Consider the following 22,957-nt stretch of genomic DNA (forward strand, 5'->3'; position numbering starts at 1 on the left):
GGGTGGAAGCAAGGGGTCAAGTCGTGACGGTGCGATGGAGATCGAAACCGGGCTGATACCCAGTTCAGTCAACGCAACAAACCCTACGCAGGTAAGATCTTTCAAAATTTTCGAAGGCAAGGGATGTCGCCGCGACTACGCACGGTTTTGCCCGACGAAACCGATGGGTAAATGCGACCTTGAAAGCCAGATCGAACGGCTTTCACCTGCGTGCAGAGATTTCGTCGAGAAGCATCGGTGAAGTTGCGTGGCTATTATGCTAATGTAGCTATCTCTCATTCGATGCGTCAGTCTGACGATAGGTCCTCAGCTGACCGTCTGTCGAGCATGGCCGCGGGAAATAAACATCCCTGACCGGAGCCGGTTGCGGGGCCTGTAGCTGGAGGGCCGTCGACGGGCCATGAGGAGAAAAAGGGCGAGAAACCGGGATCGCGACGCAAATCCTATGTCCGACAATCGGAACATTGCCGCTGCGATCGAGGCTTGCTACGACGCCGCGTTCGAGTTTAGGCAGTGGCCCGCAGCGCTTCAAATGCTGGCCCACTCCCTAGGAGCCACAAGTTGCGTTATCCGCACCTGCGATCCAACTCACCCGTTTCGTAGCGATCAGCGATCGCCGACCGCGCTCAGACCCGATTCGACCGAACATGCCGAATTCGCCGCCCTTTGGATCGAAAGAATCGAAGGTGCTCCCGATCCGCATGAACGTAGACCGCGCAAGAGGTTGGCAAAACTGACAGACAGCTTCGTTGTCGAGGATGAGATCACCACTCGTGATGAGCGCGAGGTTCTCCCTTATTACCAAGAAATCGCGCGTCCAGGCGACCGGGAATGGTGGGCTGCAATAGACTTCATGGTGAAGGATCGAAGGTGGATGCTCTCGATGTTTCGTGACGCTCATAAGGGGCCATTCTACCGGAATGAAGCCGAGGATTTCTTGGCGATCGTTCCGTCGATGGTTCGCATCATCAGTGCTGCGGAAAAGGTTTGGGAAACGGCAGTCGAACCGAACCTGGCCATTCTGGATAGGATGGGAAGCGCAGCGCTGTTGCTGAATTGCCGAGGCCGCGTCACCCGCTACAATAAACACGCGGAAGCTCTGCTTGGTACTGGCCTCGTTATCCACGGTGGTCGTCTCCGGGCGGCAGATCGGCCCAGTGATTCACGCTTGCAGAAATTGATCGCAGGCGTGGTCAGCCAATGCGGCGACTTGAGCGACGGGGAGCCCGTTTTGATTGCCCGCGAGGGTTCGCCATGGCTTCTTGCTGAAGCCATGGCGATGACCTCGTTCGTCCATGACCTCTTTAACGGCGGAGACGCGCTCCTCTATTTTACCGATCTTGTGGCCGAACCGGCGCTACCCAAGCAACTGATAAGGCACGCCTTTCAACTAACAGCAGCCGAAACGCGGCTGGCCTGCCGCCTTGCCGATGGCCGAGGTATCGGCGCGGCAAGCTCTGCCCTGGGAATTGGCCGTGAAACCGCCAGAACCCAGCTCCGTGCAATATTCTCGAAAACAAGCACCGGAAGTCAGGCGGAACTCGCGAAGCTCTTGTCCCGATACCAAGGGTCCTCCACGCATTGAAGTCGCGGTGTCACCCGTTCGGGTGAAGCCCTGACGGTCCAAGGGTTGCATTCTGCGCTGAATCGGGGCCGTGGCACTTCACAACAACAGGCGCCGGTCTCGATCCGATACGTCTCAAGCGGGGCGGGCGGTCAGACGATATTTGGTTTTTGCAACGGCGCGTGCCTGAATCCCTCTGGTGTCCGACTAGTGCCTTCGGGCCGAAGAGGTGAGCAGAAAACATCGCGTCCGCTATTACATTAGCAGTAGGAAATATATTGCCAAACGGCGGCGCGAGGCGGATCATCAACGCCCGCACCTCCGATCGAGAATTGGAAAGACAGGGCTGATCGGAGCTTGCCGATCGTACCGAACGCCAGGAGGTTCAGATGAAACTGCGTGCTTGCCTGCCAAGTGCAGGATGGACAGCTATTGCCTTAATGAGTTTCGGCACAGGTGCTGCCATTGCTTACGCCGCGGACAGTCCGTTGCAGTCGCAGCTTGCGGCGCCAAGAGTATCGTTGCCGGGGGAACTCGACATCACACACTGCGTCGCTCTGGCCGCTGCCGGCCAATCACTGGCCCCGCAAGACTTGAAGGCCTACGAGGAGGCCCAGCCGCCATTGTGGGATGACCTGGGCTCCCTGAGCTATCCGATCAGCACAAAGAGCGCCGATGCCCAAAAATACTTTGACCAGGGGCTGCGGTTCGCCACCAACTTCAACCACGCGGAGGCGCGACGCGCCTTCCGCAAGGCACAAAGCCTCGATCCCGACTGTGCGATGTGCTTCCTCGGCGAGGCACTGGTCCTGGGCCCGAACATCAACGTGCCGATGGATCCCACCGCAAATGCACCAGCGATCACTGCTCTTCGAAAGGCGCAGGCGCTTTCATCCGGTGCCACCGAGAAGGAGCGGGGACTGATCGAGGCGGTCGCCACGCGGTATTCCGAAGATCCCAAGGCCGATCGAAACACCCTGAACGCCGCCTTCGCCGATGCAACTGCGGCGCTTTCCGACAAATATCCTGACGATCTCGAGCTCGCTGTGCTGGCCGCAGAGGCCGGCATGGACACGCAGCCTTGGGACTATTGGCAGCCGGGCGGCAAGGAACCCAAGGGCCGCACCGCCGACCTCCAGAGGCGGCTGGAAGGCGTTCTCGCCAGGAAGCCCGACAATCCGATGGCGATTCACCTCTACATTCATCTTGTTGAGGCCTCGGATCGTCCGGAGCGCGCCGAGCCCTACGCGGACCGGCTAGCAGCGCTGATGCCGGGGGCCGGACACATCGTCCATATGCCGAGCCACATCTACTATCGCGTCGGCCGCTACACGGATTCACTGAAGTCCAACGAAGCTGCCTCGAAAGTGGACGAGACCTATCTCGCCGAAACCGGCGCTACCGGTGTCTATCCGCTCGGCTACTATTCCCACAACGTGCACTTCGTATTGGTTTCGGCCCAGCTCCTCGGTGACTCGAAGACGGTGCTTGCAGAGGCTGAGAAGCTGGACAAGTTTCTGACTAACGAGGTGGCCACGGCAATACCGATCGTGCAGCCGGTGAAGGCAGCTCCGTATTTCGCCTGGGCGCAATATGCCGAACCGGATGCGATCCTGGCTAAGACCGAGCCGGCCGGCGCGCCGCCTTACATCACATCGATGTGGCACTATGCGCGCGGCGTCGCCCTGGCCGAGAAGAAGGACGCCTCGGGCGCGCGAGTCGAGGCGGACGCCATCCACAAGATCGCTCAGGAAACCGACTGGTCGGTGCACGATGCCTGGGGAATCCCGGCATTGTCGGTCCTGCAAGTGGCCGAAGATGTCGTACGTGCCCGCGCTGCGCAGGCCGAGAATGACGTCGGCGGCTCGATAGCCTTCTGGAAGAAAGCGGTCGAAACGGAGGACACGATCCCCTACATGGAGCCTCCGTACTGGTATTATCCCGTGCGGCAGTCCCTCGGTGCCGCCCTCCTCAAGAACGGTCAGCCGGCGGACGCGGCGAAGGAGTTTGTGGCGGCGCTCCACCGCGCACGCAGCAGCGCCTGGGCACTGTTCGGGCTGCAGCAGGCGGCGGAGGCCCAAGGCGATACTGCCGCCGCAACGAAAGCCGCGGACGAACTTTCCAAAGCCTGGAAGGGCGATCCGGGCATGCTGACGCTGGAACGGCTCTGAACCTCATCCCGGACGGGACCGCTGCGGTCCGTCGACCGGGCTCCAACCAATCACCCAATTTCCGATTTGTCGGAACGTCTGCAAGCGCTTTTCTGACGTTATTCGAACGGTAGAAATCCGCATGCAGGTTCCGTACAGATGACCGATGCGACCCCAGTGATCGGCTCTGGTTTCAGTCCGATTCAGGTCCGACAGTATCCGGCTTAAGCAGCAAAACGTGGTGATCCCGACAGGAATCGAACCTGTGACCTACAGATTAGGAATCTGCCGCTCTATCCTACTGAGCTACGGGACCACGCGGCCCGACACATAGCCGCTTCCGATCGTTTCGCCAAGGGGCGGGCCGAACACAATCGGCCGGCCCCTGCCGCCGCCAGGCCTCAGGCGGCGAGCGCGGTTTCGGCCAGCTTCACCCAGTAGCTCATGCCGTGCGGGATGGCCTCGTCGTTGAAGTCATAGGCCGGGTTGTGAAGGCCGGCGGTGTCGCCATTGCCAATGAAAATGAAGGCGCCGGGCCTGGCTTCCAGCATGTAGGAGAAGTCCTCGCCGCCCATCACCGGCTGGATGCCGCGATGGACATGAGCGTCGCCGGCGACGTTTGCCGCGATATCGCTGGCAAAGACCGTCTCTTCCGCATGGTTGAAGGTTACGGGGTAGTTCGCCTGGTAATCGACCTCGATCTTGGCTCCGAAGGCCGTGGCCAGTCCGTCGCAGATGCTGCGGATGCGCTCTTCCGATTTCTTGGCGATTTCCTTGCGCAAGGTGCGCACCGTGCCTGCGATCTCGGCCGATTCCGGGATGATGTTGTAGGCGTCGCCGGCATGGAATTTGGTCACCGACACCACCACGGCTTCGACCGGGTCGGTGCTGCGCGAGGCGATCGTCTGCAGGGCACCAACCAGCTGGCTGGTGATGACGATCGGATCGATCGTGCCGTGCGGCATCGCCGCATGGCCGCCGCGGCCCTTCACGGTGATGGTGAATTCCGCGGTCGCCGCCATGATCGGGCCCGGCCGGATGGCGAACTGGCCGACCGGCAGGCCCGGCATGTTGTGCATGCCGAACACTTTCGCGATGTCGAAACGCTCCATCATGCCGTCCTTGACCATCTCGTTGCCGCCACCGCCGCCTTCTTCGGCCGGCTGGAAGATGACCGCCACCGAACCGGCGAAATTGCGCGTCTCGGCGAGATATTTCGCCGCACCCAAAAGCATCGCCGTATGGCCGTCATGGCCGCAGGCATGCATCTTGCCGGGAACGGTCGAGGCATAGGGCTTGCCGGTGATCTCGTTAAGCGGCAGCGCGTCCATGTCGGCGCGCAGGCCGATGGTGGCGCCTTCGCCCTGGCGGCCGCGAATGATGCCCACGACGCCGGTCTTGCCCAGCCCCGTCACCACATCGTCGCAGCCGAAGGCCTTCAGCTTCTCGGTGACGAAGGCGGCTGTCTTGAAGACGTCGAAATTCAGTTCCGGGGTCTGGTGCAGATATCGTCGCCAGCCGGCAACCTCGTCCTGCATTTCGGCGGCACGGTTCAGGATTGGCATGATGGTTCCATCTCGCTGTTGGGGCAGGTCCGCTGCCTTGCAATTGTGATCGTCAGGCACTTTGCCATGTTGACGTCACATAGAGTAAATAGCACCGCAACAATGCGGTCCGTTTTTGAGGGCGGACTCATTTTGCTGGCGATCGCGTAAATCTTACGGAGCCAGGGGCGACTACGGCAAGAGGCGATTTCGGATTCGATCATGCGGCACAGGCATTTCCTCAAACTATTCTGCGCGGGCGCCGTGGCGTTCTCGGCGCTGGCCGGGCCGGCGCTGGCCAATCCGGTCGTGCTGTTCGACCTGAACAGCGGCAAGATCCTCCAGCATCAGGACGCGTTCAAGCGCTGGTACCCGGCATCGCTGAGCAAGCTGATGACGGCCTATGTGACCTTCCGGGCGATAGCGGCCGGCGAGGTCCGGCTCGATTCGCCGATCAAGGTAACGAAACATTCCGCCGCCGAGCCGCCGAGCAAGATGGGCTTCAAGCCAGGCTCGGTGATGCGGCTCGACAATGCGCTGAAGATGATGCTGGTCAAGTCGGCAAACGACATCGCCATGGCCGTCGGCGAGAATGTCGGGGGATCGCAGGCAGCCTTTGCCGAGCGCATGAACGCCGAAGCGGTCCGGCTCGGCATGAACGGAACGCATTTCGTCAATCCGAACGGGCTTTATTCGCCGGACCAGTACACCACAGCGCGCGACCTGGCCGTGCTGGTGACGGCGATCCGCCGCGAGTTTCCGCAATATGCGCCGTGGTTCTCGATCGAGGGGCTTGCGGTCGGCAAGAGGGCGATCCCCAACTACAACCTGTTGATCGGCCGCTATCCCGGGGCCGACGGCATGAAGACGGGCTTCGTCTGCCCCTCCGGCTTCAACATGATCGGTTCGGCGACCCGCAACGGCCGCACGCTGGTGGCGGTGGTGCTCGGCGAGAAGTCGGCGATCACCCGTGCCGAGGCCGCGGCCAAACTGCTCGACCAGGGTTTCGATACGCCTGCCGCCGGCTCGGCCACCATTGCCACGCTGGCGCCCTACGGCGACACCATCTCGCCCAACGACATGCGGGACGAGGTCTGCAAGAAGAAGGCGCCGGCGGAGCAGTCCGAGGCGCCGCCCGCCGTCGCCAAGAACGTGCCGAAATCGCCCTACCAGGAAAAGCTCGACCATGTGCCGACGCTGGTTGCCGTCGGGCTTGGCGGCGCGACCGGCCCGACCCCGCTGGCCATGCTCGCCCAGGGCAGCCAGGAATATGCCGACGTGCCTATTCCGACCTGGCGGCCGGACAGACCGGCGCCCGGCGCCGGCCCGACGGTGGCGGGCTCGGCTGCGCAGGGCGACCAACCCGTCAAGGTTGCGAACTAGGCAATGAGCGGTTTTCCCATCCCTGTTTCCGTGCTGACCGGTTTTCTCGGCGCCGGCAAGACGACGCTGCTCAACCGGCTCCTGAAGGACCCGGCGCTGGCCGACACGGCCGTCATCATCAACGAATATGGCGAAGTGGCGATCGATCACCTGCTGGTGGAACAGGCGTCCGATGGCATCATCCAGCTTTCGGACGGCTGCCTTTGCTGCACGGTACGCGGCGAACTGGTCGACACGCTGGCCGATCTGGTCGACCGGCTGCAGACCGGCCGCATCGCCCGCCTTGCCCGCGTCATCGTCGAGACCACCGGCCTTGCCGATCCGGCACCGGTGCTGCAATCGATCATGGCGCATCCGGCACTGGTCCAGGCTTTCCGGCTCGACGGCGTCATCACCTTGGTCGACGCGGCCAACGGCGATGCCACGCTCGACGCCCATGTCGAGGCGGTCAAGCAGGTCGCCGTCGCCGACCGCATCGTGCTCTCCAAAACCGACCTGGTCGCTGGTCCGGATGGACCGGAAGCGCTGCGGACGCGGCTGCGGCAGATCAATCCGGGCGCCGAACTGCTGGCTGTCGACGATGCGAAAACGAGCGTCGCAGCGCTGTTCGACTGCGGCCTCTATAACCCGGCGACCAAATCCGCCGATGTGCGGCGCTGGCTCGGCGAAGAAGCGATGCATAACCATGATCATCATGATCATCATGATCATGACGGGCATGACCACGGGCATGACCACGGGCACGGCCACGACCACGGGCACCGGCATGATCAGCGCATTCGCACCCACTCCCTGGTGCATGACGGCCCGGTGCCGTTCTCGGCCATCGAGATGTTCCTCGATCTTTTGCGCTCCACGCATGGCGAGCGCCTGCTGCGAATGAAGGGCGTCATCGAACTCGAGGAAGATCCGTCGCGGCCGCTGGTGGTGCATGGCGTGCAGAAAATCCTGCATCCGCCGGCTCGATTGCCGTCCTGGCCGGACGGCCAGCGCGGCACCCGGCTGGTGCTGATCACGCTCGACATGCCCGAAGACTATGTAAGGCGACTGTTTGCCGCCTTCACCAACCGGCCCTCGATCGACACGCCCGACCGCGCGGCGCTGGAGAACAATCCCCTGGCGATCGCGGGACGCTGACCTTTACGACAGCTATTCGCCGCGCTCGACCAGGAAGCGGTGACCGCCTGATATGGCGGATGTCTTTACGAGATGATGACCAGAGTCGGCGCAGAACGCCGGAATGTCGATAACGGCGAGCGGATCGGTCGTTTCCAGCCAGAGCCGGCTGCGGGGCCGCATCCCGGCCAGCCGCTTCTTCGCCTTCAGCACCGGCAAAGGGCAGTTCAGCCCCTTCAGATCGTAGACGGTGACGTCGGTCACGGCGAAAAATGTCAGCCGCCGAACATGCCGAGCAGCTTGTTCTTCAGCCTCGTCACGCGGCTCTCGTCGGCACTTGCGGCCTGCGTTTCGGCCGGCGGTGCGGGCTCGGCCGGCGCTTCGATCGTCGCGGTGGCGACAGGGGCTTCCTTGGCGGTCTTGGCCGCTTCCTTTTCGGCCAGCGCCTGCGCCTTGGCGGCTTCCTTTTCGGCCAGCGCTTGCGCCTTGGCCTGCTTGGCAGCTTCTATCGCGGCCAGCCGCTGCTCCTCGGCTTTTTGCTTCGCGGCCTTTTCGGCATCGAGCGCGGCCATCTTGCGGCCGGCGGGCGAATCGATGCGGCCCATGCGCGCCGTCTCGGTGACCGAGCCGTCCGAGTTGAGCGATGGCGGGTCGATCGGCACGCGCTCGCCGCGCGCACGGCGCTTGGACCAGTCGGAGACGATGCTGGCTTCCTTGATGCCGGCGATGGTGGGCTTGGGCGCCGGCGTGCTTGCCTTGAGGGCGCCGTTGAACGCAGCCTCATACGTGCTCTGATAAGCACTGTAGGCGCTTTTCAGCGAATCCGGCTGCGTGGACGCAGGGCAGGGGCCGGTCGGATTGAATGTGGTGCCTTCGGGAGCCACCTGGTTGAAGACGTAGCGCTTCTCGCAAACGTCGACTTTCGGCGGTACCTTGGTGATCTCGAAATTGTCGTAGCCGACCTTCAGCATCTTCCAGAATTCGTAATTCGGGTCGTTGCGGTAGCGCGCCATGTTGGCGGCGGTCATGCGGAACGGGAAGGCCTGGATCTGGAACTCGGTCTGGCCGCCCTGGAAGGCATCGCGGCCGAACGCATAGATCTGCTCGATCTGGGCATCGGTCATCGAATAGCAGCCCGAAGACGAGCAGGCGCCGTGCACCATCAGGTTGGAGCCGGTGCGGCCGTTGGCGCGGTCATAGGCGTTGGGATAGCCGATGTTGAAGGACAGATGGTAGTTCGAGCGCGGGTTCATCTGCGCCGGACGCACGGTATAAAAACCTTCCGGCGCCTGGCGGTCGCCCTCGGTGTATTTCGGCCCGAGCTTGCCCGACCATTTGCAGATATCGTAGCTGGCGACCATGTCGTAGCGGCCGTTGGTCTTGGCCTTCCAGATTTCGAGCTTGCCCTCTTCCTTGAAGATGCGCGCCATCACCGAGGAGGTGCGCACCATGCCCTTGGCCCTCATGTCGGCTAGGATCTTGTCGGGCAGGGGCTTGTTGGCCTCCGGGGCAAAATCCTTCATCGACGAATCATTGCAGCCGGCAACGGCTATCGCGGTGATGAGAATTCCGGTGCGGGCAAGCTTGGCAAACATGGATAAGGCTACGTCTTCTCTTTCGGGCCAATGGCTTCGAAACGGCCGAGCCCGCATGCTGAACACAGACGGACCGTACGCCCGTTAACCTTGAAAATTCCTTACCGCAAGCCTCGGCCACCCCTCACGGCAATTCCATTGAACCGAATCCGGCGGCATTTTTGTGGCGAAATTGCTCATCGCCGCCACATTGCCGTGGAGCGTTGCCGTGGAGGCGGCTTGCGGCGGCCCGGTTGAGCCGCCAAATCGTGGTCAGAGGCTGCGGCCCATTGCCAGATACTTCTCGCGGCGCTGCTCGCGAAAATCCATGTTGGCGCCGGCAAAATCCTTCATCGTCTTGGCGATGAGATCGCCCGTCGCGGCAATCACCGTTTCGGGTGCGCGCTGGGCGCCGCCGATCGGTTCGGGAATGATGGCGTCGATGATCTTCAGTTCCAGAAGGTCCTGGGCGGTGATCTTCATGTTGGTCGCCGCGTCCTTGGAGCGCGTCGTGTCGCGCCACAGGATGGAGGCCGCGCCCTCGGGCGAGATCACCGAATAGATGGCATGTTCCAGCATGTAGACGCGGTTGGCGGTGGCGATGGCAATGGCGCCGCCCGAACCGCCTTCACCGATGACAACCGAAATCGATAGCACCTTGAGCGCAAGGCAGGCCGAGGTCGAACGGGCAATGGCTTCGGCCTGGCCGCGCTCCTCGGCGCCGACGCCGGGATAGGCGCCGGCCGTGTCGACCAATGTCAGCAGCGGGATCTTGAAGCGGTCGGCAAGCTCCATCAGCCGCACGGCCTTGCGATAGCCTTCGGGGCGCACCGAGCCGAAATTGTGCTTCAGCCGGCTCGCCGTGTCGGAGCCCTTCTCCTGGCCGAGGATCGCTACCGGTTCGCCGCGGAACCGGGCAAAGCCGCCGACGATCGCCTGGTCCTCGCCGAAATTGCGGTCGCCGGCGAGCGGCGTGAAATCGCTGAACAGGCCCTTGATGTAGTCGACGCAGTGCGGCCTGTCGGAATGGCGCGCCACCTGCACCTTCTGCCATGGGGTCAATGCCTTGTAGAGATCGCGCAGGGCATCGCGCGACCGCTTCTCGAGCCTGCTGATCTCGTCGGCGACATCGACCGCCTCGCCGTTCTCGGCAAGCTTCTTCAGTTCCAGGATCTTGAGTTCCAGATCCTGCACCGGCTTTTCGAAATCGAGGTAGTTGTACATGCTTGGGCGGACCGATACGTCGGAAGCAAAGACTGGCGGGACCCTGAAATCCGGGGCTCCGGGCGATGGAACGTCGCCCTCACATAGCGATATGAGGTCTAGTCGGCAAGCGGGTGATGATCGTTGACCAGCCGCACCAATCGCTCCTCCAGCACATGGGTATAGATCTGTGTCGTCGATATGTCGGCATGGCCAAGCAGTTGCTGGACGGCCCTGAGATCAGCCCCGTTCTGTAAGAGATGGCTGGCGAAAGCATGGCGAAGCACATGTGGCGAGACCTTGGCCGAGGCGATGCCGGCCCGGGCCGCCAGCCCCTTGAGGTCGCGAGCGAAGACCTGGCGCGAGAGGTAGCCGCTGTCCGACGCGGCAGGAAACAGGAACGGGCTGTCAGCGAAAGCGGGCACCTTGGCCCGGGCGGCGAGCCAGGCTCGCATCGCCGCGCGCGCCTTGGCCGACAGCGGCACCATGCGCTCCTTGTCGCCCTTGCCGCGCACCATGAAGAAACGGTCGTCGCGCTGCGCCACCGTCACCGGCAAGCCGACCAGTTCCGAAACGCGCAGGCCTGTCGCATAAAGCACTTCGACCAGCGCGTGCAGACGCAGCGCCGCCAGCCTGTCGCTGTCGCCGAGCCCGGCATCGCCGGCCTCCTGCGCGGCGCGGTCGATCAGCCGGCCGGTGTCGGCCTCGCTCATGGTCTTCGGCAGCGGGCGGCCTTTTTTCGGGCTGTCTAGCGTGCCGGTCGGGTCGTCGCGGCGCAGGCCCTCGGCGTAGAGGAATTTGAAGAACTGGCGGATCGCCGACAATTTGCGTGCCTGCGATGTCGGGGCGAAGCCGCGTGCGGCGATGTCGTCGAGATAGGCGCGGATGTCTTCGGCGCCGGCGCCGGCAAGACCGCCGGGGATTTCCTGCGAAGCGTCATCGAGGTCGCGGCGATAGGAGGAAAGCGTGTTTTCGGCGGCACCCCGCTCGGCGCTCATCATCTCCAGAAAGGCTTCGATGCGGGCAGCGCTGTTCATTTCCTGAAGTTTTTCTTCGGGCTCAGTTTTTCTTTGGGTTCAGCTTTTCCGCAGGGATGCGCACGCTCATTTCCGCCTTTTTCGGCTCGACGAACATCACCAACGCGAACATCGTACCATAGGCGATGCCCGCCAGAATCGCTGTTATCACGACAAGGCGAAACAGTGTCGGCATCAATCTTCGCCCGTCTTCTTGTTCTGCGTTTCCAAACCCTGTGCCCTTATGGGACGCCAATCCGGCCAATTCAAGCAAGAAGCTGAAGCGCGCCGGCAACTTCCAATGCAGCCGGTTCCTCGCTCGCGGGAGGCCAGCCTGCCTCAGTGCGCTTGACGCAACCGGGCTTTTCATGTCGATACGCCGGCAAAGAGGGCTTCGAGGCTGATGAACGCGCTACCAGCAAATCCTCCGGGCGGGAGCCATGCCGCGCTGCTGGGCAGGCTCGGCGGCCGCTCCATCGTCTTTGTCGGCCTGATGGGCGCCGGCAAGACCGCGATCGGCCGCAAGGTCGCCACCGTGCTGGCGCTGCCTTTCATCGACAGCGACCAGGAGATCGAAAACGTCTCGCGCATGACCGTTCCGGAACTGTTCGAACGCTATGGCGAAACGGAGTTCCGGGCGCTGGAGCAGCGCGTCATCCTGCGCGTGCTGGAAAACGGCCCGCAGGTGCTGTCGACCGGCGGCGGCGCCTTCATGAACGCACAGACGCGCGAGGCGATAGCGGCACATGGCGTGTCGGTATGGCTGAAGGCCGAACTCGACCTTTTGATGGACCGGGTCTCCAAGAAACAGAACCGGCCGCTGCTGAAGAGCCCCGATCCGCGTGGCGTGCTCGAGCGGCTGATGAGTGAACGCTATCCGGTCTATGCGACATCGGACGTCACCGTGCCGACCCGCGACGACCGCAAGGAAGTCATCGCGGCCGAGGTGGTGGAGGCGCTGTGCCGGCATTTCGATATAGCCCAGACCACTCCCGCGGGCGAGGTCGAACCATGAGCGCCGCTGCTGCCGTTACCGTCGAGGTCGGACTTGGCGAGCGGGCTTACGACATCCTGATCGGGCCGGGGCTTTTGTCGCACGCCGGCGCCGAGATGTCGCGCCGCCTGCCGGGCCGACGCGCCGCGGTCGTGACCGACGAAAACGTCGCGGCGGCGCATCTCGATACGCTGAAGGCCGGCTTGCTCGAGAGCGGCATCGAGCCCGCCGTGATCACGCTGCCGCCCGGCGAGAAAACCAAGAGTTTCGCGCATCTCGAAGAGGTGGTGGACGGCGTCCTGGCCGCGAAGTTGGAACGCGGCGACGTCGTCATCGCCCTCGGCGGCGGCGTTATCGGCGACCTGGCCGGCTTTGCCGCCGGCATCGTGCGCCGCGGCATGAACTTCGTGCAGATCCCGACCTCGCTCCTGGCGCAGGTCGATTCCTCGGTCGGCGGCAAGACCGGCATCAACAGCGCGCGCGGCAAGAACCTGGTCGGCGTCTTCCACCAGCCGAAGCTGGTGCTGGCCGATACTGGAGTGCTCGATACACTGCCGATCCGCGAATTTCGCGCCGGCTATGCCGAACTCGCCAAATACGGGCTGATCGACCGGCCCGAATTCTTCGCCTGGCTGGAGAAAAACTGGGCCAGCGTGTTCGCCGGCGGACCGGAGAGGGTAGAGGCCATCGCCGAGGCCTGCCGCGCCAAGGCCGATGTCGTTGCCCGCGACGAGTTCGAGACCGGCGACCGCGCGCTGCTCAATCTCGGCCACACTTTCGGCCATGCGCTGGAGGCCGCCACCCGATATGACGGCGCCCGCCTCGTGCATGGCGAGGGGGTCGCCATCGGCATGGCGCTGGCGCATCGCTTCTCGTCGCGGCTCAACCTGGCCAGTCCTGACGCCGCGGCGCGCGTCGAGGCGCATCTCAACACGGTGGGACTGCCGTGGCGGATGGCCGACATTCCGGGCGAACTGCCCGACGCCGATGCGCTGCTTGGCTTCATCACCCAGGACAAGAAAGTGTCGCGCGGCGCGCTGACCTTCATCCTGACGCGCGGCATCGGAGAGGCTTTCATCGCCAAGGACGTGCCGGCCTCGGAGGTGCTGTCGTTCCTCAGGGAGAACCACCCGAGCGCGACGGAAGGCCGGCAAGGAAGCCGCCGGGATAGGCAAGAGAGCCGTCCGGACAGGCAAGGAAGCCGTCCGAAATGAATGGGGCCGGCTGGATCGTCATCGCTGTCCTTGCCGTCCTCATCGTGTTGGCCGTCGCCATGCGCACGCGCCTGCTTGCCGCTTTCGGCTATGAACTGTCGCGCATCGAGCCGCAGCGTTCGAGCGGGGACGAGCTGCGCGGCGCCGTCGACGATTTCCGCCGTGACGGCCAGGTGGTGCGCGAGGAGCGCGATCGCATCGGCGGGTTGTTCGACCTCGAGGAGCTCGAAGTCTCCGACGTCATGGTCCACCGAACCAATATGCGCTCGGTCAACGCCGACAATGCGCCGGAAGCCGTGGTGCGCGAGATCCTGCAGAGCCCGCACACCCGCATGCCTTTGTGGAAGGGGTCGCTCGACAACATTGTCGGCGTGCTGCACGCCAAGGACCTGCTGCGCGCGCTCAACGATGTCGGCAACGACTTCTCCAGGATCGATGTGATGAAGATCGCGTCAAAGCCCTGGTTCGTGCCCGATACGACGACATTGCAGGAACAGCTCAACGCCTTCCTGCGCCGCAAGGCGCATTTCGCCGTCGTCGTCGACGAGTATGGCGAGGTCGAGGGGCTGGTGACGCTGGAGGACATCATCGAGGAGATTGTCGGCGAGATCGCCGACGAGCACGATGTCGACATACAGGGCGTCAAGCAGGAGGCGGACGGTTCCGTCGTCGTCGACGGAACCGTGCCGATCCGCGACCTGAACCGGGCGCTCGACTGGGACCTGCCGGACGAGGAGGCAACCACCATCGCCGGCCTGGTCATCCATGAGACGCAGTCGATCCCCGAGGAGAAGCAGGCCTTCACCTTCCACGGCAAGCGTTTCATCGTCATGAAACGCGACAAGAACCGCGTCGCCAGGCTCAGGATCAGGCCGGCAGGCGACAGCTGAACGGTCCATCGTGTCGCAGACACGCACAACCGCGTCATCCCTGATGCTCAACAGTCCTTGGTCGAGCGTTCGCCGACCATTGCGTCGGTGTCGGCGTCGACGGCCGCCAGGCTGACTTCATAGCCCCAGAGATGCCGGATGTGGCGAAGGGTCGCGTCGCGGCTGTCATTCTCCAGCACGACCCCATTCTTCACCTTGTGCTGTAGCCGCAAATGCCGGTCGCCGAGCAGGTCCACGTCCACAACCTGGATGTCGGGCCGGCTCGCGCCCACATCATAGCTGTGGGCCAGCGCGGCGCGTATGTTGTTGTAGCCGCGCTCGTTGTGGATCGATGCGACTTCGTAGTGCGGTTGGTCGGCTCCATCGGCCAGGACGAAGAGCCGCCATTTTCGTATCAAGGTCGGGCTGAGATACTGGCGAATGAAGGATTCGTCGCGGTGGTTGGCCCAGGCGTCGAGCAGCGTCTCAAGCCAGTCGCCACGGCCGGCTATGTCCGGGAACCAGTCGCGATCTTCGGCTGTCGGCTCGGTCGAGATGCGCTGAATGTCCTGCATCATGTCAAGCCCGAGCGCGTAGGGGTTGATGCCGGAAAACCGCTGGTCGTCGAAGGATGGCTGGAAGATCACGTTCGAGTGGTTGCGCAGGATTTCGAGCATCGCGCCTTCGGTGATCCGGCCACGGTCGAACAGCATGTTCATGAGCGTGTAGTGCACGAAAGTGGCGCAGCCTTCGTTCATCACCTGGGTTTGCCGCTGCGGATAAAAATACTGCGCAATGATACGGACGATCCTGAGGATCTCGCGCTGCCAGGGTTCGAGGACGAGGCTGTTCTTCTCAAGGAAATAGAGCAGGTTTTCCTCGGGCAGATTGAGCGATTTCTTCCGTTCCGACACGCCTTCATCGCCCGCTTCGGAGTTGTCGGCGTCCTGCGTGGGCGGCAGGGTGCGCCATAAGTCATTGTAGGAACGCTCCTCGTATTCGAGGCGCTCGCGAAGTCCCTCGCGCTGCTGCTCCGACGACAGTTTCGGCGGCCGGTGATACCGGAACACGCCTTGCTCCATCAGCGCGTGAGCGGAATCGAGAATGGCTTCCACGGCGGCCAGGCCGTGCCGCTCCTCGCACCGGGCGATGTAGCCCTTGGCGAAGTCCAGATAGCTTAGGATCCCTCCGGCATCCGTCCATTGGCGGAAAAGGTAATTGTTCTTGAAGAAGTGATTGTGTCCAAGTGCTGCATGGGCGGTCACCAAGGCCTGCAGCGCCATGGTGTTTTCCTCCATCAGGTAGACGATGCAGGGATTGGAATTGATGACCAATTCATAGGCCAGCCCGCGACCGCCTTTGCGATAGAGAAGCTCGTTGTAAAGGAAATGCTTGCCGAACGACCAATGCCGGTACATCAGCGGCATGCCGACCGACGAGTAGGCGTCGAGCATCTGCTCGGAAGAGATGACCTCCATCTGCACCGGATAGGTGTCGAGATGAAGCTGGTCGACCGCAATCGCCTCGATCTCCTCATAGACCCGCGACAGCTTTTTGAAATCCCAGTCGGATCCGGAGAAAAGCAACCCCGATTTGTTGGCCTGGCCAGCCATCCGGCACCCCTTACGCGCTCTTGGCCATAGCCGGCTGCCTGGCGAAAAGCTGGCGAAATACCGGGTAGATATCGGCCGGAGCGGCGATGCGCCTCATCTGGAAGTTCGGCCATTTTTGCTCGACGGCGCTATAGGCGCGCCAGAGCGAGGTGCCATTTTCGGTCGAGCCGAAAATATGACTTTCGCGTTCGTCGATGATCTCCACATAGGCGAAATACTGGCACAGGCGCATGAGCTTGCCATGGAGCAGTTCTATGCAGCGCTGCGAGTCGGTGGCGAAATTGTCACCGTCCGAAGCCTGGGCGGCATAGATGTTCCACTCCGTGGCCGGATAGCGTTGTTCTATGATGCGTTGCATTTCCTCCAGCGCGGTGGAAACGACCGTGCCTCCGCTTTGCGTGCAGTAGAAGAATGTCTCTTCGTCCACCTCCTGGGCCTCGTGCGTGTGGCGGATGAAGACGATCTCCGTGCGCTCATAGCGTCGGGTCAGGAACAGGTGCAGCAGAACGAAGAAGCGCTTGGCCAAATCCTTCTCGCGCTCGCCCATCGACCCGGAGACGTCCATCAGGCAGAACATGACGGCGCTGGCATTCGGCACCGGCTGCGGGTCGAAGCGATTGAAGCGGATGTCGACGGGATCGACAAAGGCAATACGCTTTCGGCGGCGCTCCAGCCGCTCGAGTTCCTCCCGCAAAGTCAAGATGCGTTCGCGGGTCGCGGCGTTTGGCGGCTTCGATTCCAGTTTGGCGAGCTGCCGGAGGATCGCATCCAGCTCCGGCTGCTTTGGGCGCCCAAGCGCGATACGGCGGGCGTGGCTGTTTCGCATCGTGCGCCCGACATTGATGTTGGTCGGTGATCCTGTTGCCGCAAAACCTGCCCGCCTTGGCTTGAATGCGAGTATCTGCTTGAGATTGAGCTTGACCAGATCCGGCAGTTCGAGATCCTCGAAAAAGAGGTCGAGAACTTCCTCGCGCGAAAGCACAAAGCGAAAGTCGTCCTCGGATGCCGTGTTTCCCGGCGACGAGGAACCTGCGCCGCCCTGCCCGGGTTTGGGCACCAGGTCACCGGGAATGAACGTCCTGTTTCCTGGCAGGATGTGCTGGCGCCGGCCGCTGTCCCTGGCATCGCTGAAGGTCGGTTCGCTGGTGCCTCTGTGAGGCATCGGCACGGCATGCCCGCTGTCCACATCGGCGATCCGGCCCGTCCTTATCTGGTCACGGATGCTCCGCTTGAGTTCTTCCCGCGCGCGCCTGAGAAAGCGCTGGCGATTGCCCAGGTTCTTGTCCTTCGGATTGAGGCGGCGGTCGATGAAGATCGGCATGGAACCATCCGGGCTTTTCTCAGCCCGCCTTGTTCACGCGCATGTACCAGTCGACCAGCCGCCGTACCTGCCGCTCGGTGTAGCCGCGTTGCACCATGCGCTGCACGAATTCATTGTGCCGCTTTTCCGTGACGCTGTCCTGCTTGGAGCCGAAACTGATCACCGGCAGAAGATCTTCGACCTGGCCGAACATGCGCTTCTCGATAACTTCGCGCAGCTTTTCGTAGCTTGTCCATGATGGGTTGCGGCCGTGGTTGCGTGCCCGGGCACGCAGCGTGAACTTGACCACTTCGTTGCGGAAATCCTTGGGGTTGGCGATGCCGGCCGGTTTTTCGACCTGCGACAATTCCTTGTCCAATATCTCGCGATTGAGGATCTGGCCCGTATCGGGATCCTTGTAGTCCTGATCTTCGATCCAGGCATCGGCATAGGCGATGTAGCGGTCGAATAGGTTCTGGCCATACTCGCTGTACGATTCCAGATAGGCCTTCTGGATCTCGTGGCCGATGAACTCGGCATAGCGCGTTGCCAGTTCCGACTTGATGAACTCGAGATAGCTCGCTTCCGTCTCCTTTGGGAACTGCTCGCGCTTGATCGCCTCTTCCAGAATGTACATCAGGTGCACGGGATCCGCGGCGACCTCGTTGGTGTCGTAGTTGAATGTCTGCGACAGGATCTTGAAGGCGAAGCGCGTGCTTACGCCGGTCATGCCCTCGTCGACGCCGGCGGCGTCGCGATATTCCTGAACCGACTTGGCCCGGGGGTCGACCTCCTTGAGGTTTTCGCCGTCATAGGCGCGCATCTTGGTGTAGAGCGGCGAATTGTCGTGCTCGGCAAGACGGGTCGAGACCGTGAACCGGCTGAGAATATCCAGCACTTCAGGTGCGCAGGGGCTGCCGGCCAGCTCGCTCTCGCGCAACAGTTTCTCGTAGATATGCCTTTCTTCGGTGATCCGCAGGCAATACGGCACCTTGACCACGAGGATGCGGTCGAGAAAGGCCTCATTATTCTTGTTGTTCTTGAACTGTTGCCACTCCGATTCGTTGGAATGGGCAACGATGATGCCCTGATAGGGGAAGGCGCCGAAATTCTCGGTGCCGTTATAGCTGCCTTCCTGGGTCGCCGTCAGCAGCGGATGCAGGACCTTGATGGGCGCCTTGAACATCTCGACGAATTCGAGCAGGCCTTGCGTGGTCCGGTTCAGCCCGCCGCTGTAGGAATAAGCGTCCGGATCGGACTGGCTGAAATCCTCCAATTGCCTGATGTCGACCTTGCCGACCAGAGCCGAGACATCCTGATTGTTCTCGTCGCCAGGCTCCGTCTTGGCTATAGCGATCTGGCGCAGCCGCGAGGGCATCAATTTCACCACGCTGAATTTGGAAATGTCGCCAGACAATTCATCAAGCCGCTTGGCCGCCCAGGGCGAGATAATGCCGTTGAGGCGACGCCGGGCTATGCCGTATTTGTCCTCCAGCAGATCGCCCATGCGATCGGGATGGAACAGGCCGAGCGGCGACTCGAAAATCGGACTGATCTGATTGCCGGCCTTGAGCGTGTAGATCGGGCGTTCCTCCATCAGTTTCTTCAGCCGTTCGGCCAGGGAGGACTTGCCGCCGCCGACAGGGCCGAGGAGATAGAGGATCTGCTTGCGCTCCTCGAGCCCTTGCGACGCATAGCGGAAATAGCCGGCGATGCGTTCGATCGTATCCTCCATTCCGTAGAAATCGGAGAAGGTGGGATACACCTTGACCGTGCGGTTGGAGAAAATGCGGCCGAGCCGCTCGTCCTTGCTGGTGTCGACCAGGTTCGGCTCGCCGATTGCCTCGACCATCCGTTCCGGCGCCGAGGCATACATTGACTTGTCTTCCCGGCAGGCAAGGAGATACTGCTGGAGGCTTATTTCCTCCTGGCCCGCGTTTGCATAAATCTCCGAAAACAGATCGAAGACGTCGGACTGGTTCTCACCCATGATGGTTGCCCTCAGAGCCATTCTGGCTGCCGCCCGGCTCATCTCATTCAACTACCGGGATGCATTGTGGTTCCCTCCACGTTGGAGAGAGAGCGTGTATCTGCATCGAACTTGGACAGCACACAGTTACAATGCTCGTCTGATATCTCAGGTGGTGATGGCCAGAGGAGACCGTCAAGGGCAAATATCGATTTCGTGAACCGAACGGCAAAGCGAGTGCATTGATGCGGCTGGTACGGTGTTGAATCAGATCGTTGAGCACTCCCAAGTCTAACGGGATGCTCGTGGTGCGTGCGGGCATTCCTCGTCTACATATCGGGCCCAACGATCGGGAGATTGCGATGATCGATCGACGAAGCCTTATTCTGGTGTCCGCGGCGACGATGTTGCCATTGGGCACATCGGTCGCATGGGGCCAGCGCCAACCCGTGCCGACAACCTTCGATTACGGGCCGGCCAAGCTCGATATCTATGCGCCGGATGGCGCACGCGGATTGCCGGTCGTCTTCTTCGTCCATGGCGGCGCCTGGCGCTCCGGCAAGCGCTCGCAGGTCAACGCGAAGCCGGCCTTCCTGCTCGCCAACGGGTTTTGCCTGGTCTCCATCGACTATCGCATGCTGCCCGAAGCGGAGGTCGCCACCCAGGCCGACGATGTCGAAAAGGCCTATGCCTATGTCCGCGCCAACATTGCCCGGCATGGCGGCGATGCCAGGCGGATCGTGGCCATGGGCCATTCGGCCGGTTGCCACCTCGTTGCGCTGACCGGCATGCGCGGCGGTCTACCGGGTGTCGCCGCGCTGCTTCTCGACGACACCAGGGCCTATGACCTCACCGCGCTTTCCAGGAATGGCGGCATGGCGGGGGCCTATGCGCGGGCCTTCCCCGATCCCGCGCAATGGGCGGCGTTATCGCCGGCCAGTTATGTAGATGGCCGCAAGCACCCGCCGACCTTCATCGCCTACTCAGGCGCTTCGGGCCGGGACGGGGACTCCAAGGCGTTCGCCGAGCGCTTGCGCGCCACCGGCACCAAGGTGACGCTGTTCGACGGCAGCGCCTATACGCACATGTCGATCAACCGCGATTTCGGCGAGGACGGCGACGCCTTGACCGGGGCGGCACTGGCATTCCTGAAATCGGCGGTTGGGTGATTGCGGCATCGAAACGGAGCTCTGAACGTCACCGCGAGGAGCGAGGAGGACCGGCCTACCAGCGCGTCTTTTCGCCGGGAGCCGCCGGTTCGATCGCCAGCGCGTGCAGGCCAGCCTTCAATTCGTCGGCCAAAAGCGCGTTGACCGCGCGGTGGCGCTCGATGCGGCTCATGCCGGCAAAATCCGGCGAAACAATGCGGACGCGGAAATGCGTCTCGCCGGTGCCGTCGAACGTAGCCTGGTGGCCGGATTCCACATGATGATGGCCGGCGTGCAGATGGCTTTCGTTGATGACGACCAGCCGCTCCGGCGAAAATGCCTTGCTCAACTTGTCTTCCATGGTTGCCTGTATGGACATTGCCGTCTCCCTTCACCACATATCGCCAGCGGGATCGCGGAAGCCGAACCGACTTCGTTGCATGCCGCGCTTCAACAAAATCGGTCCTTCGCCTGCTTTATGCCGCGATTCAGCGGTTAGGGCGATCATCGCGAAAATGTCAATTCTTGTTTCGCATCTGCGAACGCCCCATAAATGGGTTAGATGAAGCCGTATCCCAAATATTTCGAGAAGATCCGCATCCGCCAGGAGAAGGACGCGGAGCTGAAGTCGCACGCGCCGATCTGCCAGTGGGATGGCTGCAAGGAGGCGGGCACCCATCGCGCTCCGGTCGGGCGCATGAAGGAGGGCGAGTATTTCCGCTTCTGCTTCGATCATGTGCGCGAGTACAACAAGGGCTTCAACTATTTTTCCGGCGTTCCGGACACCGAGGTCGCCCGTTTCCAGAAGGAGGCGATGACCGGCCATCGGCCGACCTGGAAGATGGGCGTCAACGGCGCCTCGACGCGCTCGTCTCCCGATATGGCGCAGATGCGCTCCGGCCGCGCCGGCTACTACAACCGGATGCGCGACCCGTTCGACCTGTTCAAGGGGCCGAAGGATCCCCGGGAGGTGCGCGAGCGCAAGGCCAAGCCGCTTGAGGCCAAGGCGCTGGAAACGCTTGGCCTTGATACAAAGGCGACTGGCAAGGAGATCAAGGCGCGCTATAAGGAACTGGTGAAGCGTCACCATCCGGATGCGAATGGCGGCGACAGAGGTTCGGAAGACCGGTTCCGCGATGTGCTCCAGGCCTATCGCGTGCTCAAGCAGGCGGGTTTGTGCTGAGCGACCCAACGGTTCGTGTCGTTTTCCAACTTTCATAAGGGTGGAAAAGGCTCTAAGACCGCCCCCGGAGAAAATCGATTGCCGGCGAAATCAGTCGTTTCGCCCGTGGAGACGTGGATAGAGATGAACAAGGTCGATCGCGACATCGCCAACCTGCCCGACACCACGGTGTCGGTGAAGGACAAATTCGGCTTCGACTCCAAGATGGTGGTGCCGGCCTATTCGGTCACCAGCGAACATGTGCCCGACATCGATCCCGACTATCTTTTCGACAAGGCGACGACGATGGCGATCCTCGCCGGCTTCGCCTACAACCGGCGCGTCATGGTCTCGGGCTATCACGGCACCGGCAAATCGACCCACATCGAGCAGGTCGCGGCCCGCCTCAACTGGCCTTGCGTGCGCGTCAATCTCGACAGCCATGTCAGCCGCATCGACCTCGTCGGCAAGGACGCGATCGTGGTCAAGGACGGCTTGCAGATCACCGAATTCCGCGACGGTATCCTGCCTTGGGCTTATCAGCACAATGTGGCGCTGTGCTTCGACGAATATGACGCCGGCCGTCCGGACGTGATGTTCGTGATCCAGCGCGTGCTGGAATCGTCGGGTCGGCTGACGCTGCTCGACCAGAGCCGCGTCATCCGTCCGCATCCGGCGTTCCGGCTGTTCTCGACCGCCAACACGGTCGGGTTGGGCGACACCACCGGCCTCTACCACGGCACCCAACAGATCAACCAGGCGCAGATGGACCGCTGGTCGATCGTCACCACGCTGAACTACCTGCCGCACGACAACGAGGTGAACATCGTGCTGGCCAAGGCCAAGCACTATCGCGACGGCAAGGGCAAGGACATCGTCAACAAGATGGTGCGCGTCGCCGACATGACGCGCTCGGCGTTCATCAATGGCGATCTGTCGACCGTGATGAGCCCGCGTACCGTCATCACCTGGGCGGAGAATGCCGAGATCTTCGGCAATATCGGCATGGCGTTCCGGCTGACCTTCCTCAACAAATGCGACGAACTGGAGCGCTCGGTGGTGGCCGAGTTCTACCAGCGCGCCTTCGGCGAGGATCTGCCGGAGAGCGCCGCCAATGTGGTGCTGGGCTAAGCAGAGC

Annotated in this window: 21 protein-coding genes and 1 tRNA gene; 11 read left to right on the top strand and 11 right to left on the bottom strand. The window is 62.2% G+C overall.

Annotated elements, in window-relative coordinates:
- From FJ973_RS31170 to FJ973_RS24315, 3 genes are all read left to right on the top strand, one after another.
- The coding region (locus FJ973_RS31170) for a hypothetical protein (RefSeq protein WP_210239954.1) at window positions 1–241 on the top strand (241 nt) is incomplete at its 5' end.
- 204 nt (window positions 242–445) lie between these two features.
- On the top strand, window positions 446–1,585 hold the full coding sequence (locus tag FJ973_RS24310; RefSeq protein WP_140558080.1) for a helix-turn-helix transcriptional regulator: 1,140 nt from the start codon (window positions 446–448) through the stop codon (window positions 1,583–1,585).
- 368 nt (window positions 1,586–1,953) lie between these two features.
- Window positions 1,954–3,735: a hypothetical protein gene (locus FJ973_RS24315; RefSeq protein ID WP_140558082.1), complete on the top strand. Its 1,782-nt coding sequence runs from the start codon at window positions 1,954–1,956 to the stop codon at window positions 3,733–3,735.
- A 218-nt stretch (window positions 3,736–3,953) separates the two neighbouring features.
- On the opposite strand, the gene FJ973_RS24320 is transcribed toward FJ973_RS24315, so the two are convergent.
- Together FJ973_RS24320 and FJ973_RS24325 are read right to left on the bottom strand one after the other, a co-directional pair.
- Window positions 3,954–4,030: transfer RNA gene (locus tag FJ973_RS24320), tRNA-Arg, on the bottom strand.
- Window positions 4,031–4,115: 85 nt separating this feature from the next.
- A complete protein-coding gene (locus tag FJ973_RS24325) occupies window positions 4,116–5,279 on the bottom strand; it encodes a M20 aminoacylase family protein (protein ID WP_140558083.1) in 1,164 nt (387 codons plus the stop codon).
- A 201-nt stretch (window positions 5,280–5,480) separates the two neighbouring features.
- Between FJ973_RS24325 and FJ973_RS24330 the strand changes: the two genes are divergently transcribed.
- Window positions 5,481–6,641 (top strand): D-alanyl-D-alanine carboxypeptidase family protein, encoded by a 1,161-nt coding sequence (locus FJ973_RS24330; RefSeq protein ID WP_140525774.1) that lies wholly within the window; start codon window positions 5,481–5,483, stop codon window positions 6,639–6,641.
- A gap of 3 nt (window positions 6,642–6,644) precedes the next feature.
- Window positions 6,645–7,778 carry a GTP-binding protein gene (locus FJ973_RS24335; protein ID WP_140525773.1) on the top strand — a complete coding sequence of 378 codons (1,134 nt, stop codon included), beginning with the start codon at window positions 6,645–6,647 and terminating at the stop codon, window positions 7,776–7,778.
- 12 nt (window positions 7,779–7,790) lie between these two features.
- Here the strand turns inward: FJ973_RS24335 and FJ973_RS24340 are convergent, their stop codons facing one another.
- The 5 genes from FJ973_RS24340 to FJ973_RS24360 form a co-directional block, all read right to left on the bottom strand.
- Window positions 7,791–8,021: a sulfurtransferase TusA family protein gene (locus FJ973_RS24340; protein WP_181170949.1), complete on the bottom strand. Its 231-nt coding sequence runs from the start codon at window positions 8,019–8,021 to the stop codon at window positions 7,791–7,793.
- Between the two features lie 11 nt (window positions 8,022–8,032).
- A complete protein-coding gene (locus FJ973_RS24345) occupies window positions 8,033–9,352 on the bottom strand; it encodes a murein L,D-transpeptidase family protein (RefSeq protein WP_140500750.1) in 1,320 nt (439 codons plus the stop codon).
- 252 nt (window positions 9,353–9,604) lie between these two features.
- Window positions 9,605–10,555 carry an acetyl-CoA carboxylase carboxyltransferase subunit alpha gene (locus tag FJ973_RS24350; RefSeq protein WP_140558087.1) on the bottom strand — a complete coding sequence of 317 codons (951 nt, stop codon included), beginning with the start codon at window positions 10,553–10,555 and terminating at the stop codon, window positions 9,605–9,607.
- Between the two features lie 98 nt (window positions 10,556–10,653).
- The gene (locus FJ973_RS24355; protein ID WP_140513912.1) at window positions 10,654–11,571 is read right to left on the bottom strand and encodes a site-specific tyrosine recombinase XerD; all 918 of its coding nucleotides are present in this window, start codon (window positions 11,569–11,571) and stop codon (window positions 10,654–10,656) included.
- 22 nt (window positions 11,572–11,593) lie between these two features.
- Window positions 11,594–11,746 carry a histidine kinase gene (locus FJ973_RS24360; RefSeq protein WP_140513945.1) on the bottom strand — a complete coding sequence of 51 codons (153 nt, stop codon included), beginning with the start codon at window positions 11,744–11,746 and terminating at the stop codon, window positions 11,594–11,596.
- Between the two features lie 207 nt (window positions 11,747–11,953).
- Between FJ973_RS24360 and FJ973_RS24365 the strand changes: the two genes are divergently transcribed.
- From FJ973_RS24365 to FJ973_RS24375, 3 genes are read left to right on the top strand one after another with little or no spacing between them, the layout of a single operon-like run.
- On the top strand, window positions 11,954–12,565 hold the full coding sequence (locus FJ973_RS24365; protein ID WP_140500753.1) for a shikimate kinase: 612 nt from the start codon (window positions 11,954–11,956) through the stop codon (window positions 12,563–12,565).
- Window positions 12,562–13,758, top strand: a complete 1,197-nt coding sequence (aroB, locus tag FJ973_RS24370) for a 3-dehydroquinate synthase (RefSeq protein WP_224655979.1) — start codon at window positions 12,562–12,564, stop codon at window positions 13,756–13,758. Before FJ973_RS24365 ends, aroB begins: the two co-directional genes overlap by 4 nt.
- Window positions 13,755–14,648 (top strand): HlyC/CorC family transporter, encoded by an 894-nt coding sequence (locus tag FJ973_RS24375; RefSeq protein WP_140558088.1) that lies wholly within the window; start codon window positions 13,755–13,757, stop codon window positions 14,646–14,648. The genes aroB and FJ973_RS24375 overlap by 4 nt, the downstream gene beginning before the upstream one ends.
- Window positions 14,649–14,695: 47 nt before the next feature.
- Here the strand turns inward: FJ973_RS24375 and FJ973_RS24380 are convergent, their stop codons facing one another.
- From FJ973_RS24380 to FJ973_RS24390, 3 genes are read right to left on the bottom strand one after another with little or no spacing between them, the layout of a single operon-like run.
- Window positions 14,696–16,240 carry a SpoVR family protein gene (locus FJ973_RS24380; protein WP_140558090.1) on the bottom strand — a complete coding sequence of 515 codons (1,545 nt, stop codon included), beginning with the start codon at window positions 16,238–16,240 and terminating at the stop codon, window positions 14,696–14,698.
- Between the two features lie 10 nt (window positions 16,241–16,250).
- Window positions 16,251–17,561 carry a YeaH/YhbH family protein gene (locus FJ973_RS24385; protein ID WP_140525767.1) on the bottom strand — a complete coding sequence of 437 codons (1,311 nt, stop codon included), beginning with the start codon at window positions 17,559–17,561 and terminating at the stop codon, window positions 16,251–16,253.
- Window positions 17,562–17,580: 19 nt separating this feature from the next.
- Window positions 17,581–19,530, bottom strand: coding sequence for a PrkA family serine protein kinase (locus tag FJ973_RS24390; protein ID WP_140500854.1), 1,950 nt, complete (start codon window positions 19,528–19,530; stop codon window positions 17,581–17,583).
- A gap of 341 nt (window positions 19,531–19,871) precedes the next feature.
- Between FJ973_RS24390 and FJ973_RS24395 the strand changes: the two genes are divergently transcribed.
- The gene (locus FJ973_RS24395; RefSeq protein ID WP_140500758.1) at window positions 19,872–20,678 is read left to right on the top strand and encodes an alpha/beta hydrolase; all 807 of its coding nucleotides are present in this window, start codon (window positions 19,872–19,874) and stop codon (window positions 20,676–20,678) included.
- Window positions 20,679–20,733: 55 nt separating this feature from the next.
- On the opposite strand, the gene FJ973_RS24400 is transcribed toward FJ973_RS24395, so the two are convergent.
- Entirely contained in the window at window positions 20,734–21,036 is a 303-nt protein-coding gene (locus FJ973_RS24400; RefSeq protein ID WP_140500759.1) for a BolA family protein, read from the bottom strand.
- 183 nt (window positions 21,037–21,219) lie between these two features.
- Here FJ973_RS24400 and FJ973_RS24405 point away from each other — a divergent pair, with 183 nt between their 5' ends.
- Window positions 21,220–21,840 carry a J domain-containing protein gene (locus FJ973_RS24405; RefSeq protein ID WP_140500760.1) on the top strand — a complete coding sequence of 207 codons (621 nt, stop codon included), beginning with the start codon at window positions 21,220–21,222 and terminating at the stop codon, window positions 21,838–21,840.
- 123 nt (window positions 21,841–21,963) lie between these two features.
- Window positions 21,964–22,950: a cobaltochelatase subunit CobS gene (gene cobS / locus FJ973_RS24410; protein WP_140500761.1), complete on the top strand. Its 987-nt coding sequence runs from the start codon at window positions 21,964–21,966 to the stop codon at window positions 22,948–22,950.
- Window positions 22,951–22,957: the final 7 nt, after the last annotated feature.

The organism is Mesorhizobium sp. B2-1-3, assembly GCF_006442495.1.
Classification (GTDB): domain Bacteria; phylum Pseudomonadota; class Alphaproteobacteria; order Rhizobiales; family Rhizobiaceae; genus Mesorhizobium.

Bases quoted from the DNA above. Each gene is read 5' to 3' on its own strand.
- FJ973_RS24330 (WP_140525774.1), top strand. From the start codon at position 5,481: ATGCGGCACAGGCATTTCCTCAAACTATTCTGCGCGGGCGCCGTGGCG.
- FJ973_RS24360 (WP_140513945.1), bottom strand. From the start codon at position 11,746: ATGCCGACACTGTTTCGCCTTGTCGTGATAACAGCGATTCTGGCGGGC.
- FJ973_RS24405 (WP_140500760.1), top strand. From the start codon at position 21,220: ATGAAGCCGTATCCCAAATATTTCGAGAAGATCCGCATCCGCCAGGAG.
- aroB (WP_224655979.1), top strand. From the start codon at position 12,562: ATGAGCGCCGCTGCTGCCGTTACCGTCGAGGTCGGACTTGGCGAGCGG.
- FJ973_RS24325 (WP_140558083.1), bottom strand. From the start codon at position 5,279: ATGCCAATCCTGAACCGTGCCGCCGAAATGCAGGACGAGGTTGCCGGC.
- FJ973_RS24400 (WP_140500759.1), bottom strand. From the start codon at position 21,036: ATGTCCATACAGGCAACCATGGAAGACAAGTTGAGCAAGGCATTTTCG.
- FJ973_RS24315 (WP_140558082.1), top strand. From the start codon at position 1,954: ATGAAACTGCGTGCTTGCCTGCCAAGTGCAGGATGGACAGCTATTGCC.
- FJ973_RS24310 (WP_140558080.1), top strand. From the start codon at position 446: ATGTCCGACAATCGGAACATTGCCGCTGCGATCGAGGCTTGCTACGAC.
- FJ973_RS24380 (WP_140558090.1), bottom strand. From the start codon at position 16,240: ATGGCTGGCCAGGCCAACAAATCGGGGTTGCTTTTCTCCGGATCCGAC.
- FJ973_RS24355 (WP_140513912.1), bottom strand. From the start codon at position 11,571: ATGAACAGCGCTGCCCGCATCGAAGCCTTTCTGGAGATGATGAGCGCC.
- FJ973_RS24385 (WP_140525767.1), bottom strand. From the start codon at position 17,561: ATGCCGATCTTCATCGACCGCCGCCTCAATCCGAAGGACAAGAACCTG.
- FJ973_RS24390 (WP_140500854.1), bottom strand. From the start codon at position 19,530: ATGGGTGAGAACCAGTCCGACGTCTTCGATCTGTTTTCGGAGATTTAT.
- cobS (WP_140500761.1), top strand. From the start codon at position 21,964: ATGAACAAGGTCGATCGCGACATCGCCAACCTGCCCGACACCACGGTG.
- FJ973_RS24365 (WP_140500753.1), top strand. From the start codon at position 11,954: ATGAACGCGCTACCAGCAAATCCTCCGGGCGGGAGCCATGCCGCGCTG.
- FJ973_RS24395 (WP_140500758.1), top strand. From the start codon at position 19,872: ATGATCGATCGACGAAGCCTTATTCTGGTGTCCGCGGCGACGATGTTG.
- FJ973_RS24345 (WP_140500750.1), bottom strand. From the start codon at position 9,352: ATGTTTGCCAAGCTTGCCCGCACCGGAATTCTCATCACCGCGATAGCC.
- FJ973_RS24350 (WP_140558087.1), bottom strand. From the start codon at position 10,555: ATGTACAACTACCTCGATTTCGAAAAGCCGGTGCAGGATCTGGAACTC.
- FJ973_RS24335 (WP_140525773.1), top strand. From the start codon at position 6,645: ATGAGCGGTTTTCCCATCCCTGTTTCCGTGCTGACCGGTTTTCTCGGC.
- FJ973_RS24375 (WP_140558088.1), top strand. From the start codon at position 13,755: ATGAATGGGGCCGGCTGGATCGTCATCGCTGTCCTTGCCGTCCTCATC.